Source organism: Lactobacillus sp. C449L (genome assembly GCF_059900815.1).
This window is the reverse complement of the sequence record NZ_JBWXGA010000001.1, coordinates 559,129-574,388: the sequence shown is the minus strand read 5'-3', so window position 1 is coordinate 574,388 and position 15,260 is coordinate 559,129. Positions and strand designations below refer to the sequence as shown.

Genomic DNA, 15,260 nt, shown 5'->3' with positions numbered 1-15,260 from the left:
GGATTTCACCCGTTTCTTCTAGTAGTTCTTTAATATTAGTATAACGCTAATTTTGACATTTTTCTCTAATAAAAAACTAGATTGTTGTAATTTGTTACCTATGTGTTTTAGCTAAAACTCAGTACTACTCTTTTTCATTGTCATCGGTTACTATATTAGCTTTTTCTTGCTCGCTAATCACAATTTTACCGTCAGCAACACTCACTAAAAGGTTCTTAGCAGCTGGGTGGTCAAGCTTATAGTCTGCTACATTATCTTCAACTTCTTCTTGAATTGTTCGACGTAGCGGCCTTGCGCCCATTGCTGGATTGTAGCCTTCTTCAACAAGTTGTTTTTTAGCGTCATCAGTTACGGCGATTTGCATACCTTGATTCTTTACCATGCCATTTACTTCATCAAGCATCAAGTTAACTATCTTGATTAAATCATTCTTAGATAGTTCATTGAATTCAATTACATCGTCTAAGCGATTTAAAAATTCTGGCTTGAAAAATTGATTCATTGACGCTCTGGCGGAATCTGGTTTCTCAGTAGAATTTTCAGCGGTGAAACCAACGCTAGTTTCTTTAATTCCTTGACCAGCATTTGAAGTCATAATAATGATTGTATCCTTAAAAGAAACGGTTCTACCTTGTGAATCGGTTAAACGACCGTCATCCAAAATTTGTAAGAATAAGTTCATTACTGAAGGATCAGCTTTTTCAATTTCGTCAAGTAAAATTAAACTGTACGGGTTACGCCGAACCTGTTCGGTTAACTGTCCAGCTTCTTCGTAGCCAACGTAGCCAGGTGCCGAGCCAATTAATTTTGAAACTGAATAAGACTCCATATATTCTGACATGTCAATCCGAATTAGCGCTTCCTCAGACCCAAACATTTGCTTAGCAAGTTGTTTAGCAAGTTCAGTTTTACCTACACCAGTAGGCCCAATAAAGAGGAATGAACCAATCGGCCGACCAGATTTGTTAAAACCGATTCGATTGCGCCGAATTGCGCGTGCCACTTTGTCAACGGCCTTATCCTGACCAATTACATGGGCTTTTAAGTTAGTTGCTAAATTTTGCAATTGATTTTCTTCTTGCTTTTGCAAGTCACCAACCGGAATCCCAGTTTTTTCTTCAACAATCTTGTTCATAATTTTGCTAGTAATCGTTGGTGACTTGTCAGGATCTACTTTTTGATCCTTCATCTGGCTATACTTCTCAATTTGATCGCGATAATATGCGGCTTTTTCATAGTCTTCGTTTTTCAAAGATTCTTGTTTTAACTGTTGTGCAGCGTCAATTCGTTCTTTTACCTTTTCTTTATCAACGTAAGGTATAGTTAAGTTCATGCGCGATCCAGCTTCATCTAATAAGTCAATTGCCTTATCGGGTAAAAATCTATCTTGAATGTAGCGCTCAGATAACTCAGCTGCAGCTTTAATTGCGTCGTCAGTATAGTGGACATGGTGGTAATCTTCATAGCGCTTTTGAATACCTTTTAAAATCTGAATTGTTTCAGCTATTGAAGGCTCTTTTACGTCAACTGGTTGGAAACGACGTGCTAATGCGGAATCTTTTTCAATTTCGCGGTACTCATTTAAAGTAGTAGCACCGACTAATTGCAGATCTCCACGGGCAAGAGCTGGTTTAATGATATTTCCAGCGTCCATACCACCTTCAGCATTACCAGCCCCGACAATTTCGTGAATTTCATCGATGAACAGGATAATATCATTATGGTCTTGTAATTCTTTAATTAATTGCTGCATACGTTGTTCAAATTGTCCCCGGATGCCAGTTCCTTGCACAAGTGAAACGACATTTAGTGAAACAATGCGCTTATCTTGTAATTTCGCAGGTACCGATCCGTCAACAATCTGTTGAGCAAGTCCTTCTACAACTGCAGTTTTACCTACACCAGCTTCACCAATTAAAACTGGATTATTTTTAGTTCTTCTATTTAAAATTTCGATTACTCGAGCAATTTCTTTATCGCGTCCAATAACCGGATCAATTTTGCCTTTTCGAGCTAGAGCAGTCAAATCGGTTCCATATTGATCAAGTAGGGAGCGGTTATTGCCACCGCCATTAGGTGTGCCATTGCCACCATTCATACCAGGGTCATTTGGATTGCCGTTCATTCCGTTATTTCCGTTGAAACTAAAGAAATCACCGAGATCACCGAAGGGTCCGTTGTTTTCATTATTCATATTAATATTTCCTTGTTGCTTAAGTTCTTGATAGCATTGTTGACATAAATTAATTTCGCGGCTTTGCCCATTAACCTTTGCGTACAGGTGAATAGAAGCAGGTCGCTTTTGACAGTTTTGACAAAGCATTATTTTACCGCCTTTCTTTTCAATGATTAAATTATATAATTAGCACTCGCAATATGCAAGTGCTAAAACTGAAAAAACTTATTTTTTGTAAGAACCAAATATGCTAAAATTGACCTTGGCAAAAAGCCGGAATTTGCTAAGAACAATGCAGGTTAGTGTATTTAGGAAACGGTGGTATATTTGGATTATCAAGAAATTCTCAAGCAGTTGGCAAATGGAGAATTAGATCATTATGAAGTTGAGCCAGATAAAGCATTTGACTTCCAAGCTGCCTTGAGATCTTTTGGCAAACGACAGAACATAACTGGTAAAGCTCTACGTGGTGGAAAAATAGTTTACAGTCAGTCAAAGTCAGAACTTTAATGATGTAAACTGTTACATTTTTGTTGTCTATTTCACAAAAAAATGATAGTCTAAATACACGAATAGGTATTTATTACCGGTTTGATTTTTTCAATTCAAAGGAGATATTTTATAATGGAAAAACGCGATTTTCATGTTATTGCAGAAACAGGTATTCATGCTCGTCCAGCTACTTTATTAGTACAAGCAGCTTCAAAGTTTGGTTCAGACATCAACTTGGAGTACAACGGCAAGTCAGTTAACCTGAAGTCAATCATGGGTGTTATGTCACTCGGTGTTGGTAAAAATGCTGATGTTACTATTAGTGCTGATGGCGACGACGAAAAAGATGCAATCAACGCTATTTCTGAAACAATGAAAAAAGAGGGTTTGGCTGAATAATGACCAAGACATTAAAAGGAATTGCTGCAAGTGATGGTATTGCTGTAGCTCCAGCCTACCTCTTGGTTGAACCGGATCTTTCGTTTTCAAAAACTACTGTGAGTGATGTTGAAAGTGAATTGGCTCGCTATAAAAAAGCAGTTTCAGTTTCAATCGCTGAAGTTGAACAAATTCGTGATAGCGCGAAGAAGAGTTTAGGTGAAGACGAAGCTCAAGTTTTTGAAGCTCACTTGATGATTTTAAATGATCCAGAATTCACTGGGGCCATTGAAAACGAAATCAAGGAACAAAAGATTAATAGTGAAGCTGCGCTTGATGAAACTTCTCAAAAATTTATTGAGATTTTTGAAGGTATGACTGATAACGCATATATGCAACAACGTGCTGCTGATGTTCGCGATGTTTCAAAGCGAATCATGGCTCACTTGTTAGGTAAGGAATTACCTAATCCGGCAGCCATTGACCGCGAGGTTATTGTTGTTGCTCACGACTTGACGCCAAGTGACACTGCGCAATTAAACAAGAAATTCGTTAAGGGCTTTGTTACTGATATCGGTGGACGAACTGCCCACTCTGCAATTATGGCGCGTTCGCTTGAACTGCCAGCTGTTGTTGGTACTGAATCAATAACTCAAGACGTTGAAAGCGGTCAGCCATTGGTTGTTGACGGTTTAAACGGTGATGTTGTTATTGAACCAACTGATGAACAAGTTGCTGACTATAAGAAGAAAAGCGATGCCTTCCTAAAGCAGAAAGCAGAATGGGAAAAGCTAAAGAATGAACCATCAGTCACGGCCGATGGTAAGAAGTTTACTATTGCTGCTAACATTGGTACACCGAATGATATGTCAGGTGTTCACGAAAATGGTGCTGAAGCTATTGGTTTGTACAGAACTGAATTCTTGTACATGAATTCTAAAGACTTTCCAACGGAAGATGCCCAGTTTGAGGCTTATAAAGAAGTCATCGAAGGTATGAATGGTAAGCAAGTTATTATCAGAACCATGGATATTGGTGGTGATAAGCATCTTGATTACTGGGATTTACCTGAAGAAATGAACCCATTTTTAGGTGTTCGGGCAATTAGATTATCCCTGCAAAATGAAGACATTTTCCGTACTCAATTACGTGCACTTTTACGTGCTTCGGCATTTGGAAAACTTGGAATCATGTTCCCAATGGTAGGTACACTAGACGAATTACGCAAGGCTAAGTCAATTTTAGCTGAAGAAAAAGATAAGTTGACTGCCAAGGGTATAGAAGTTGGTGACAATCTTGAAGTTGGGATGATGATTGAGGTTCCAGCGGCAGCTGTTTTGGCTGACCAGTTTGCTAAGGAAGTTGACTTCTTCTCCATTGGTACTAACGATTTGATTCAGTATACAATGGCTGCGGATCGTGGTAATGATAATGTTTCTTATCTGTACCAACCAGCTAATCCATCTGTTCTTAGGTTAATTAAGCACACTATCGACGCAGCCCATGAAAATGGTATCTGGTGTGGTATGTGTGGTGAAGCTGCTGGTGATAATACGATGTTCCCTATTTTACTTTCAATGGGGCTTGATGAGTATTCAATGAGCGCAACTTCAATCCTGCGAATTAGAAGTTTAATGAAGAAGCTAAATACTGAAGACATCAAAGAGTTAGCAAACAAAGCATGTTTTGTTTCAGAAACTGCTGAAGAAAATGAAAAATTAGTTGACGACTTGATGAAAAAAGTGAATAATTAGGTTTGTAAATAAAAAGACACATTAATTTAGGTTGGTGTGTCTTTTTCAATTTCTTTACCTTTTCTTGAGACAATATTCACAGTTTGTTCACTATTTGGATCTATCATAATGATATAGATAGTGTTATTGAAGTTACTTACAAAAAGAAAGTGCTATGATATACTATTTGAGGTAATGAAATAGTATTTTTCAAAGGAGCGTGAAATATATGGTTAATTTATATATATCTCCAAGTTGTACCTCATGCCGTAAAGCTAAGGCGTGGTTAAAGAAGCACAATATTGACTTCAAAGAAAGAAACATCTTTTCGGAGCCTCTCTCTAAAGAAGAGCTTATTCAAATTTTACGAATGACTGAAAATGGTACTGAGGAAATTATTTCTACCCGTTCGAGAGCGTTTCAACAATTAAAGGTTAATTTAGATGATTTATCAATTGATCAATTACTTGATTTAGTTGAAAAGAATCCTAGCCTGTTAAGAAGACCAATTATCATGGATGATCGTCGACTTCAAGTTGGATATAACGAAGACGAAATCAGAAGATTTTTGCCAAGGAAAGTTCGTCGCTTAGAACTTGAAGAAATGCAAAAAATTGCTGATTTATAGTACTTAGTTCTTCTGGAGAAAAAAGCGTTAGTTTTTGAACTAACGCTTTTATTTTATTTGCAAAATACGCTACAATAGAACAAAGGATCTGACGGAGGTGAGAACTCATGCAAGTAGAACACATTAACGAAAATACTATCCGCGTGAGAATTGATAAAGTTGAATTAGCTAAACGTGGTCTCAAAGTTCTAGATTTGCTGGGCGATAAAAATAAGATCCAACACTTCTTTTATTCAATTTTGGATGAAATTGATACTGACCATTCTTTTAGCCAAGATGCCCCGGTAACATTTCAAGTAATGCCAAACAATGGTGGACTAGATTTATTAATTACAAAAGCAACTGAAAAAGATCACGATAGTTTATCGAAATTGTTTGATGGCAACTTAAACGATTTAAAAAGCGATGTCACTGAAGACACGCGCAGATCATTCTTAGATTTAGAAGATGATGACGATGAAGATAGTGGCAAAGAGCTTAATACAGACGATGCTAAGCCAAAGGTAAAGAAACAATTTTGGAAGTTGCAGAAACGGCAGGCTTATAGTTTCGATGACCTTGACAAGGCTATCGAATTAGCTGAAAGCTTGCGCGTTAGTGATTTAGCCTCGAGCCTGTACTTTGAGCGTGGCAAGTTTTACTTGGATTTAGCATTTGAAAGCGAGAATTATTCAGAGCTTAAGCCAGCTGATGCCTGGACAATTGCTAATGAATATGGGATTAAGGTTAAACAAAGTGAAATAGCACGAGTCAGAACAACCGGTAAGTGCTTAATGGAAAGAAATGCTCTGCAGAAACTGCGCCACTATTTTGGCAAGATTGAGCACTAAAAATAAAGGACCCTATAGTTAATTTGGGGTCTTTTTGTTTGTTTGAAAATTAGCCGTATTTTTAGCGTACTTAAATTGTGGGTGATAAATTTGTACGCAGCGCTGTTAAATAATGAACTAGTTTTGGCAACGGAACAAGCTAAAATAGTAAAAAATAGTTCGCGGCTATTTAAAAAGCACTATTTATGTCCGCATTGTCAGCAAGAAGTGCAGCTTATTGTAAAAAAGCAGACAGCTTATTTCAAACATATACCGCTAATAATTAATCAAGTTGGCGAAAAGCAGGAACATGCTTTAAGCAAAAAACTGCTAAAAAAGGCGTTGCTTGCCGCTAATTTTGCTGCTGAGACTGAAGTTGTTTTGGCTAATAAACAATTACGGGCAGATGTTCTCGCAGGCACTGATTTAGCTTTTGAAATACAATGTGCTCCTTTAAATCGCTCCGAATTTCGGCACCGCCATTTGCTATATGGACAAATAGGGATAACGGACATTTGGATAGTAGGTCAGCGTCACTATTTGCAACATAATATCAAAAAATCGCAGCTTATTTTCTTTCGTCAAAACAAACAGTGGCATGATTATTATTTAGAAATAAACCCTTTCCAAAAGATAATTAGCTTGAAATTCAATGTTTTACTTGAGCCGATAACCAATCAAGCACACTATCAAGTAAAAGCATTCGCACTAAATGGCACGGGAATAGCTGAACTATGGCGTTTCTTGCCTAAGTTCAAAAAATATCAGATAAATCCAACTTTACAAAAAAATTATTTGCAAATGCAATTAAAACAAAAAAGCATTGAAGGATTGCAAGTTGCCTCAATGCTCTATCAAAATCATTTAACTGTTGAAGATTTGCCAAGTTGGGTTTTTAGGAAATTTCGTTCAGTTAATTCATGTAACAATGCTATTTCATTTTTACATAAGACGTAAGTGATTTGCCTCAAAATAATTTTTTTCTTCCGCTTCTTCTGGCTCAAAAAGATGCAGACACTTATTATTTTGGAAAATTTTAACTAACTTGTCTTGACTAATCAAGCCTTCAAGTAGAATGCCATAATTGTTATTTTCGTTGAAAATAACTGTTGTAGGAATATTCTGCACGTTAAATTTTTGAGCAAGCTCCTTATCTTGTTCTGTGGAGTCATCAATATACTTACTAATGCGGGGATCAATTATTCTTTGGAAGTTTAGCCCTAAGTCTTGTGCAACTTGCTCTGGCAAGTCTTGCGAATATACATTAAAGTCTGCACTTATAGCTTTTTGCAGGTTAACTAAATAAGAGCGCGCTTTTTTGTTGCCGTATTCGAATTTAATTGCATGATAATTGCGCAAAGCCTGATAGGAGGCCATAGTGTATTGCGGAATGTCATTAACAGTCTGACCAATAGTTTTTCTTCTTATAATATCTTCCTTAATGACCTTGGCGTTAGTAATAGGAATAAAACGAAAACATGATTCAACGCCGAGTTCATCGATTGCTCCCTTAATTGCCATTTCAGCATCATAACAATGAATGCCAATTGGATTGACAAAAAGAAAAATCTCAAACATGTTCAGGCTCCTTAATAAGGTGATTAATTTAAGTAACACTTAAAATCACAAAATACTCATTCGGTTATATTTTACCACGATGACTGAAAGCGCGTGCAATTTTTGCTTGGTTTGTGGTTAATGAATTTTGCCGGAAGCCATATTTTTCCTTTAAAACTGCTAGAACTTTCTTAATCAGATTGGGGTTAGAATTTTCAATTTCTAACTCAAAATCTTCAGATTGATCTGGATAACTTGTTTTGTCGAAGGTTAATTCACAGTTTTTAGGACCATTGGCTAAAATTCGATGAGTTTTGCTATAAGTTTGAAATTTTAGGTTAATATTATTGCCAAAATAATCTTGAAGAAATTGACCTACATTTCCTTGAAAAGCAAAATAAATATTTTGTTGGCCTTTTTCAATTAAACTACGCGCTTGAGATAATGATAAATTGTCATTAATTTCGATGGCTTCATGAAATTTTTGTTGTACTTGATTTTTGTTGGGCACTTTTAAAGTTTGTTCGGCATGGTCATCAAATAAGCGAATGCGGCAGCTGATTTTTTCTTGCTTTAATAAAGCGTTATCCGTGTCGAAATAGTAGTTTTCTTGGTTGAAACTGCTTTTTACGACAAAATCACGGCACATTTTTTGATAAGTGCTTTTAGGCAAAAGAATTTTAGCTTCTATTTCATCATTTTTTGACATCAAATTTCTCTCCAAATTTGCAATCTAGGTAACCAAAAATAAATAGGTTTTCTAAAAGAACTTAAGTATAAAGCTCTAACTGGTACTATTTTGTATCATTACTACCTAAATAGTCAAAAAAAAGGTTTACAAACTTAAAAAGATATAGCAAAAGAGTTTTTTATCAATATTTGTAGTATAGAAACGAGTTAACTTGTTGCTTTTATGTTGACCGTAGTTAGTTAATTTATCATAATCTTAGCATATTAATAGCGGTAGCAGACAATTGGTACTTGGATTCTTAGTGTTACAGCAATTTATTCCTAAATAAAATCATCTAAAGATACACCTAAAAAAATTGCTAGCATTTGTTTTATGTTAAAATAAGTGTGCTGCAAAGAAAGGAATTATTTCTATGAATGATATTGAATGGGATAATTTTTTATGGCCTTATAACGAGGCTGTTCGAGAATTAAAAGTAAAGTTTCGCTCCCTTAGACAGAGTTTTTTAACTAAAGGGGAACATTCTCCAATTGAATTTGTGGTTGGACGAGTAAAAACGGTTGATTCAATCAAGGAGAAAATGCAGCGTCGGGTAATTAGTCAAGACGTGATTGAAACTGATATGCAGGATATCGCCGGAATTAGAATCGTTTGTCAATTTGTAGATGATATTTATAAAGTGGTTGACTTGATTCACGAACGTGACGACATGGAAGTTATTGAAGAACGTGACTATGTCCAAAATGCTAAGCCATCTGGCTATCGTTCATATCATATGGTTATCTCTTATATCGTTTATTTACCTGAAGGTTCTAAAAAAATACTGGCTGAGATTCAGATTCGCACCTTAGCAATGAACTTTTGGGCAACAGTTGAGCATACTTTAAATTACAAGTATCAAGGATCATATCCTGATGATATTTCTAAGCGGCTTAAGTCAACGGCTGAGACAGCATATAAACTTGATGAAGAGATGTCGCTGATAAAAGATGAAGTACAAGAGGCGCAAAAAGTCTTCACGAAAAACAAAGGTAAGGAAAAACAATGAGGATTACGATTGCTCATAACGCCAATCCAGAAACACTCAAGGTTGTGGCGCATCTCAAAAATGTGCTCGAATCAAAAGATGGCGTCGTTTTTGATGCTAAATATCCTGACGTTGTAATTACTGTTGGGGGCGATGGCACATTAATCAGTGCTTTTCACCGCTATGAAAGTCAAATTAGTTCAATTCGCTTTATTGGCATCCATACTGGGCATTTGGGTTTTTATACTGATTGGCGTGGCCCTGAAGTAGATAAAATGATTGATGCTCTATTTTTGCGTGAACCAGAATCGGCTAAGTATCCGTTGCTTGAGGCCGAGTTGGTCACTGAATTTGGCGAAAAAAAGTATTATTTGGCTCTAAATGAGTCGGCTGTGAAGAGAATATCGCATACGCTAGAAGCTAGTGTATACATTGATGGTAAATTTTTTGAGAGTTTTCGTGGGGACGGATTGTGCGTTTCAACTCCAACAGGTTCGACAGGATATAATAAGTCATTGGGTGGGGCGGTAATTCACCCCCGTTTAAAAGCTCTTCAAATGGCTGAAATTGCTTCGCTTAATAATCGGGTTTTTAGGTCATTATCTTCGCCAATTGTGATTGCACCTGAACAATGGATAACAATTGTGCCTAATTCAGACCATTTTGTGATGACAGTTGATGGTAAGAGGATCGATGTTCATAATGCCAAGCAAATAAATTACCGTATTTCAAATAAGGAAATTCGGTTTGATCGTTTCGGACATACGCATTTTTGGTCGCGCGTGCAAAGTGCATTTATTGGTGACAAAGATGACCCTATTTAAAATTATTGTTGAAAAGAATGCTCCCAAGGAATTAGGAGCTTTTTTAATGAAAAATGGTTTTTCTAAGAAAGCCATTAATAGTGCTAAAAGCAATGGTGGCATGATTTTAGTCAATCACAAACGGCGCTATACTAACTATCGTCTTCATTTGGGAGATGAAATTATCTTTGTTCCCGGAAAAGAAAGAGTTAATTCTTGGCTACAACCCTCTCGGAGGCCCTTAGAAATTATTTTGGAGACAGAAGAGTATCTAGTAGTAAATAAACCAGCTGGAGTTTTATCAATTCCTTCGCGCTATAATGATAACGCTTTAGTTAACCAGGTTTTGGGTTATTTTGAAAAAGAAAAAATAACGGAAACTAAGCCGCATGTGATAACTCGACTTGATCGCGATACTTCCGGTCTCGTATTAATTGGTAAAAGTGCGATTGCGCATGCACGTTTTAGCAAAATAAGTAAGGAAAATTTCGAAAAAAAATACCATGCAATAGTACATGGAAATTTTCCTAAAGATCAATTAGAAGGAATAATTGATGCACCAATTGGCCGAAAGGGTAAGGCAGTTGAGCGCTGTATTGATTCGCAAGGCAAACGCGCCCTCACGGCTTACCGCGTGCTTGAACAGGCATCAGGTATTAGTTTAGTTGAGCTGCGTCTTTTTACTGGACGCACTCATCAAATTCGTCTACATATGCAATATATTGGGCATCCGTTGTTTGGTGATTCCTTATATGGTGTAGAAGATGAATTCAACCGACAAGCACTCAATTGCTTTTATTTGGCTTTTCCTGATCCTTTTATTGAGGGAAAGCAAGTTGCAGTGACGGTTGAGGATCCAGCTGATATGCAGAAGCTGTGGCAAAGTAATCGATAGTGAATTGTTAGAAGTAATGATATATTTTGGAAACAAAAAACTTCGTAATTTCTTAGATTTTAGATCAAGAAATTACGAAGTTTTTTACTGGATTAGTTAAAAGAATCTTTTATTCGCTGAATAAAACTCGTGTTCCTTCTGGAACATAAATATTTTTTTGGATAGGTGTCAGGCAGCCATCTTTTGCACTGCGCTTATACAGTGTAGCATTGTCAGTATTTTGGTTAGTAGCCACAACAAACTGCTCACTTTTATCCCAGTTGAAATCGCGTGGAAATTCACCAAAAGTTGAGATGCGCTGTCGAAGTTGTAACGTATGGTCACTCTTAACCGCAAAAACAGTTATTGAATCATGTCCACGATTTGAAACATAAATAAATTTACCATCATGACTAATTTTAATCGCAGCAGCACCGTTGTGATCAGAAAAGTCGTCAGGAATGGTTAAGTATGTAGCAATACTGGTAAATTTCCAGTTAGTTTCATCAAATTTTACAACATTGACTTTGCTTGCCAATTCTCCAACTACGTAAAAGTAGTTGCCATCAGAACTGAAAACAATGTGGCGGGTTCCAAAACCAGGTTCATTTTGGTATTTTGCCAAGTGTTTTAACTTATTATTTTCCAAGCGATAAAAATCAACGCAATCATTTCCTAAATCACAACTGACAAGGTTGCCTTTGGGAGTCTGATCGAAAAAGTGAGGGTGAGGGCCATCAGTCTGTTCGGACTTTGGTCCGATAGTGTCAGCAGTGTGGGTCACTGAATCAATCAAATTTAGCTGACCATCATCATTATATGAAAAAACTGCTAAAACGGCAGTGTGATAATTAGCTGTATAAAGTAATTTTTGCCTCCGATTGATGCCAATATAGGCTGGAGAAGAACCTTCAGTTAAGTAGGAATCCCTTTCTTCATAGACATCATTTTTTAATTCAAACGCGCTAATTCCGCCTTTATTGCCAGCATTGTTAATGGTAAAAATCAGGTTGCCATCTTGAACAAAGTAGGTTGGACCTCCCACCTTAATTACTTCACGGGCTTCTCCAACTTCAACTTCTAATCCCCTTTTAGAATTATAAAGTGGCAGTTCATAAATACCCGTGGCTTTTTTCTTGGTATAACCGCCAATTAGTAGCTTCATTACTAATCCTCCATTTTTTAAACTCTGGTAATATTACTAATTAATCTAGTATAGCATGACAATTGTTAACTAAGTTCTTTATTGATGACAGAAAAAGAAAAAGTGTTAAAGTATGTTGTTAGCTTTAGTGGTAAAATAAGAAAAATTAAAAATTAAGAGGTAAGGTGAATGGACGAAAATAAAATTCGCGAGCTTTATGCTCAGAATAATGTTTCTGATGTTTTTGCTAATTTACAGTCTTCCGCTGATGGATTAAGTTCTGAAGAGGCAGATAAACGACTGCAAAAATACGGTCCTAATGAAATCAAAAAGGCTGCTGAAGAATCAGAATGGAAATCATTTTTCAAGAATTTTATCAGTATGATGGCTATCTTGCTGTGGATTTCTGGTGCGATTGCGATGTTTAGTGGCACGGTGCAGTTAGGGATAGCAATTTGGTTGGTTAATATTATTAATGGACTATTTAGCTTTTGGCAAGAGCGTGCTGCTAAAAAAGCGACTGATGCTCTGAACAATATGTTACCTACTTATGTACAAGTAATTCGTGACGGAAAAAAAGTGCAAATTGATTCGAAAACTCTAGTTCCTGGAGATGTTTTTGTTTTACAAGCTGGGAACTCTATTCCGGCCGACGCGCGACTAATTTCTGCTAGTTCAATGCAGGTTGATCAAAGTGCATTAAATGGAGAATCAGTCCCCGAGTCGAAAACAACTGAATATGCACCAGGTGAAGGCAGTTATGCTGAAACTAATTTAGTATATTCAGGAACAACTGTTGGTGCAGGTACAGCCCGCGCCATTGCATTTGCCACTGGAATGAATACGGAATTTGGTAAAATTGCGCAACTGACGCAAAAGCAAAACCAAGTTGATAGCCCACTAACTCAGGAACTTAATCGCTTAACTAGACAGTTATCAATAATTGCTGTTTCAATTGGCTTGGTTTTCCTGATTGCGGCAATTTTCTTTGTTAAATATCCATTTGCCAAGGCATTTATTTTTGCTTTGGGTATGATTGTAGCCTTTATCCCTGAAGGGTTATTGCCAACAGTCACTTTGAGCTTAGCTCAAGGCGTTAAACGAATGGCCAAAAAGCACGCCCTGGTCAAAGAACTGAATTCGGTTGAAACATTGGGCGAAACAACGGTTATCTGTTCTGATAAAACTGGTACGTTAACTCAAAACCAGATGACTATTCATTATATTTGGACACCTAAAAATGAATTTACTGTTACCGGGAATGGTTATGTTAACAATGGTCAAATCGAACTAAATAAGAAACAATTATGGTATGAGGAAAATCCTGATTTGCGTAAATTGGTTCAAATTGCCTCGTTAGATAATGATACCGAAGTTCAGCCAAGTAAAGAAAAAGGTGGCAAACCTAAAATTTTAGGAACACCAACCGAAGCTTCATTAATTATCATGGCTGAAAAGGCTGGCTTTGATCGGCAAAAAGTGCTGATTAAATATCCACGTTTGCGTGAATTGCCGTTTGATTCAGACCGAAAAAGAATGTCATCAATTCACAGCTGGAATGATACGCAAAATATTATTTTTACCAAAGGTTCATTTAGCGATGTGATTAAGCAATGTGATCAAGTGCAAGTTGATGGTGAAGTTCGACCAATGACTCAGCAAGATCGCGATTTGGCTGAAAAAAGCAATGCTGATTATGCTGCTAAAGGACTGCGTAGCATGGCAATGGCTTATCGAATCATCGATAAAGAAGGTACGGATGTCAATAAGTTAACCATTGAAACTGCCGAAAACCACCTTGTTTTTGTAGGTTTGACTACGATGAGTGATCCTCCTCGTCCTGAAATTTACAGTGCAGTTAAACGTTGTCATGAAGCCGGCATTAAAATCATTATGGTTACCGGTGATTCAAAATTGACTGCCAAGACAGTTGCGGTTCAAATTGGCCTGACCTCCGATCAAGCTCGGGTTATTTCCGGAGATGAACTTAATAAGCTGAGCAATGAGGAACTTCGTGAAGCATTAAAAGGTGAGGTAATTTTTGCTCGAGTTGCGCCGGAGCAAAAGTACAAGGTTGTTAAAACTTTACAAGAAAATGGAGAAATTGTTGCTTCAACTGGTGATGGTGTTAACGACGCTCCGGCATTAAAACAAGCCGATATTGGTATAGCCATGGGGATGACAGGTACAGATGTTGCTAAAGATGCGGCTAATATCATTTTGACTGATGACAACTTTGCCTCAATTGTTGCAGCAATTGAAGAAGGTCGTGCAGTATACAGTAACATTCGAAAATTTTTAACTTATATTCTGACTTCGAATGTGCCTGAAGCTTTTCCATCAATTTTATTTTTGTTTTCCGGTGGCTTGATTCCGCTTCCGATGACAGTTATGCAAATCTTAACGGTTGACTTAGGAACAGACATGTTGCCGGCGTTAGGACTTGGTGAAGAACCTGTTGATCCAGATGTGATGAAACAGCCGCCTAGAAAACGTAGTGAGCACTTATTGAACCGAAGCGTAATTATCAAAGCATTTTTATGGTACGGTTTGATATCAAGTATCATTTCCATTGGTGCCTATTTCTTCGTGAATATGCAAAACGGTTGGCCAAGTGTTGCGCTGGCTTCTAAGGGCGCAGTATATATGCGCGCGACAACGATGGTATTGGGAGCAATCATTTTCTCTCAAATTGCCAATGTCTTGAATTGCCGGACAAACAAGGTTTCGGTATTTAAGAAAGGCTTGTTTTCTAATCGAAGCATCTGGTTCGGCATTATTTTTGAAGTTATCTTGTTCTTGATCTTGACCATAACCCCAGGTTTGCAGGAATTATTTAATACCACGCCACTACTGCCAGTGGACTGGCTATTCCTCTTCTGCTTACCAATTCCTTTGGTTATTATTGATGAAATTAAAAAATGGGTTCTTTACCATAAAAAGTAAAG

At 37.1% G+C, this 15,260-nt stretch carries 14 protein-coding genes; 10 read left to right on the top strand and 4 right to left on the bottom strand.

All coding sequences use genetic code 11. The features are described 5' to 3' along the window. Positions 1 to 124 precede the first annotated feature (124 nt). Positions 125 to 2,323: an ATP-dependent Clp protease ATP-binding subunit gene (locus AC2JF9_RS02705; protein ID WP_500725245.1), complete on the bottom strand. Its 2,199-nt coding sequence runs from the start codon at positions 2,321 to 2,323 to the stop codon at positions 125 to 127. A gap of 171 nt (positions 2,324 to 2,494) precedes the next feature. On the opposite strand from AC2JF9_RS02705, the gene ykzS reads away from it, so the two are divergent. The 6 genes from ykzS (at position 2,495) to AC2JF9_RS02675 (ending at position 7,173) form a co-directional block, all read left to right on the top strand. Further along, on the top strand, positions 2,495 to 2,686 hold the full coding sequence (gene ykzS, locus AC2JF9_RS02700; protein WP_500725243.1) for a protein YkzS: 192 nt from the start codon (positions 2,495 to 2,497) through the stop codon (positions 2,684 to 2,686). Positions 2,687 to 2,800: 114 nt separating this feature from the next. Further along, positions 2,801 to 3,067 carry a phosphocarrier protein HPr gene (locus AC2JF9_RS02695; RefSeq protein ID WP_046306433.1) on the top strand — a complete coding sequence of 89 codons (267 nt, stop codon included), beginning with the start codon at positions 2,801 to 2,803 and terminating at the stop codon, positions 3,065 to 3,067. Then, positions 3,067 to 4,800 carry a phosphoenolpyruvate--protein phosphotransferase gene (gene ptsP, locus AC2JF9_RS02690; RefSeq protein ID WP_500725241.1) on the top strand — a complete coding sequence of 578 codons (1,734 nt, stop codon included), beginning with the start codon at positions 3,067 to 3,069 and terminating at the stop codon, positions 4,798 to 4,800. The genes AC2JF9_RS02695 and ptsP overlap by 1 nt, the downstream gene beginning before the upstream one ends. Positions 4,801 to 5,008: 208 nt before the next feature. Next, entirely contained in the window at positions 5,009 to 5,407 is a 399-nt protein-coding gene (spxA, locus tag AC2JF9_RS02685; protein ID WP_500725239.1) for a transcriptional regulator SpxA, read from the top strand. Between the two features lie 107 nt (positions 5,408 to 5,514). Continuing rightward, the gene (locus AC2JF9_RS02680; protein WP_500725237.1) at positions 5,515 to 6,237 is read left to right on the top strand and encodes an adaptor protein MecA; all 723 of its coding nucleotides are present in this window, start codon (positions 5,515 to 5,517) and stop codon (positions 6,235 to 6,237) included. A gap of 90 nt (positions 6,238 to 6,327) precedes the next feature. After that, positions 6,328 to 7,173 carry a competence protein CoiA family protein gene (locus tag AC2JF9_RS02675; protein WP_500725235.1) on the top strand — a complete coding sequence of 282 codons (846 nt, stop codon included), beginning with the start codon at positions 6,328 to 6,330 and terminating at the stop codon, positions 7,171 to 7,173. On the opposite strand, the gene AC2JF9_RS02670 is transcribed toward AC2JF9_RS02675, so the two are convergent. After that, a complete protein-coding gene (locus AC2JF9_RS02670) occupies positions 7,159 to 7,794 on the bottom strand; it encodes a DsbA family protein (RefSeq protein ID WP_500725233.1) in 636 nt (211 codons plus the stop codon). The genes AC2JF9_RS02675 and AC2JF9_RS02670 overlap by 15 nt on opposite strands. Before the next feature lie 64 nt (positions 7,795 to 7,858). Continuing rightward, positions 7,859 to 8,482 carry a CYTH domain-containing protein gene (locus AC2JF9_RS02665; RefSeq protein ID WP_500725231.1) on the bottom strand — a complete coding sequence of 208 codons (624 nt, stop codon included), beginning with the start codon at positions 8,480 to 8,482 and terminating at the stop codon, positions 7,859 to 7,861. Positions 8,483 to 8,876: 394 nt separating this feature from the next. Between AC2JF9_RS02665 and yjbM the strand changes: the two genes are divergently transcribed. From yjbM to AC2JF9_RS02650, 3 genes are read left to right on the top strand one after another with little or no spacing between them, the layout of a single operon-like run. Beyond that, a complete protein-coding gene (gene yjbM / locus AC2JF9_RS02660; protein ID WP_500725230.1) occupies positions 8,877 to 9,512 on the top strand; it encodes a GTP diphosphokinase in 636 nt (211 codons plus the stop codon). After that, a complete protein-coding gene (locus tag AC2JF9_RS02655) occupies positions 9,509 to 10,315 on the top strand; it encodes an NAD kinase (RefSeq protein WP_500725228.1) in 807 nt (268 codons plus the stop codon). The genes yjbM and AC2JF9_RS02655 overlap by 4 nt, the downstream gene beginning before the upstream one ends. Beyond that, positions 10,302 to 11,189: an RluA family pseudouridine synthase gene (locus AC2JF9_RS02650; protein WP_500725227.1), complete on the top strand. Its 888-nt coding sequence runs from the start codon at positions 10,302 to 10,304 to the stop codon at positions 11,187 to 11,189. The genes AC2JF9_RS02655 and AC2JF9_RS02650 overlap by 14 nt, the downstream gene beginning before the upstream one ends. 109 nt (positions 11,190 to 11,298) lie before the next feature. On the opposite strand, the gene AC2JF9_RS02645 is transcribed toward AC2JF9_RS02650, so the two are convergent. Beyond that, positions 11,299 to 12,333 carry a lactonase family protein gene (locus AC2JF9_RS02645; protein WP_500725225.1) on the bottom strand — a complete coding sequence of 345 codons (1,035 nt, stop codon included), beginning with the start codon at positions 12,331 to 12,333 and terminating at the stop codon, positions 11,299 to 11,301. Between the two features lie 168 nt (positions 12,334 to 12,501). On the opposite strand from AC2JF9_RS02645, the gene AC2JF9_RS02640 reads away from it, so the two are divergent. Beyond that, positions 12,502 to 15,258: a cation-translocating P-type ATPase gene (locus AC2JF9_RS02640; protein ID WP_500725224.1), complete on the top strand. Its 2,757-nt coding sequence runs from the start codon at positions 12,502 to 12,504 to the stop codon at positions 15,256 to 15,258. Positions 15,259 to 15,260: the final 2 nt, after the last annotated feature.

What these genes read in the sequence shown, in the direction of transcription:
- AC2JF9_RS02705 (WP_500725245.1), bottom strand. Translation starts at nt 2,323, where the DNA reads ATGCTTTGTCAAAACTGTCAAAAGCGACCTGCTTCTATTCACCTGTAC.
- AC2JF9_RS02695 (WP_046306433.1), top strand. Translation starts at nt 2,801, where the DNA reads ATGGAAAAACGCGATTTTCATGTTATTGCAGAAACAGGTATTCATGCT.
- ptsP (WP_500725241.1), top strand. Translation starts at nt 3,067, where the DNA reads ATGACCAAGACATTAAAAGGAATTGCTGCAAGTGATGGTATTGCTGTA.
- spxA (WP_500725239.1), top strand. Translation starts at nt 5,009, where the DNA reads ATGGTTAATTTATATATATCTCCAAGTTGTACCTCATGCCGTAAAGCT.
- AC2JF9_RS02680 (WP_500725237.1), top strand. Translation starts at nt 5,515, where the DNA reads ATGCAAGTAGAACACATTAACGAAAATACTATCCGCGTGAGAATTGAT.
- AC2JF9_RS02670 (WP_500725233.1), bottom strand. Translation starts at nt 7,794, where the DNA reads ATGTTTGAGATTTTTCTTTTTGTCAATCCAATTGGCATTCATTGTTAT.
- AC2JF9_RS02665 (WP_500725231.1), bottom strand. Translation starts at nt 8,482, where the DNA reads ATGTCAAAAAATGATGAAATAGAAGCTAAAATTCTTTTGCCTAAAAGC.
- yjbM (WP_500725230.1), top strand. Translation starts at nt 8,877, where the DNA reads ATGAATGATATTGAATGGGATAATTTTTTATGGCCTTATAACGAGGCT.
- AC2JF9_RS02655 (WP_500725228.1), top strand. Translation starts at nt 9,509, where the DNA reads ATGAGGATTACGATTGCTCATAACGCCAATCCAGAAACACTCAAGGTT.
- AC2JF9_RS02650 (WP_500725227.1), top strand. Translation starts at nt 10,302, where the DNA reads ATGACCCTATTTAAAATTATTGTTGAAAAGAATGCTCCCAAGGAATTA.
- AC2JF9_RS02645 (WP_500725225.1), bottom strand. Translation starts at nt 12,333, where the DNA reads ATGAAGCTACTAATTGGCGGTTATACCAAGAAAAAAGCCACGGGTATT.
- AC2JF9_RS02640 (WP_500725224.1), top strand. Translation starts at nt 12,502, where the DNA reads ATGGACGAAAATAAAATTCGCGAGCTTTATGCTCAGAATAATGTTTCT.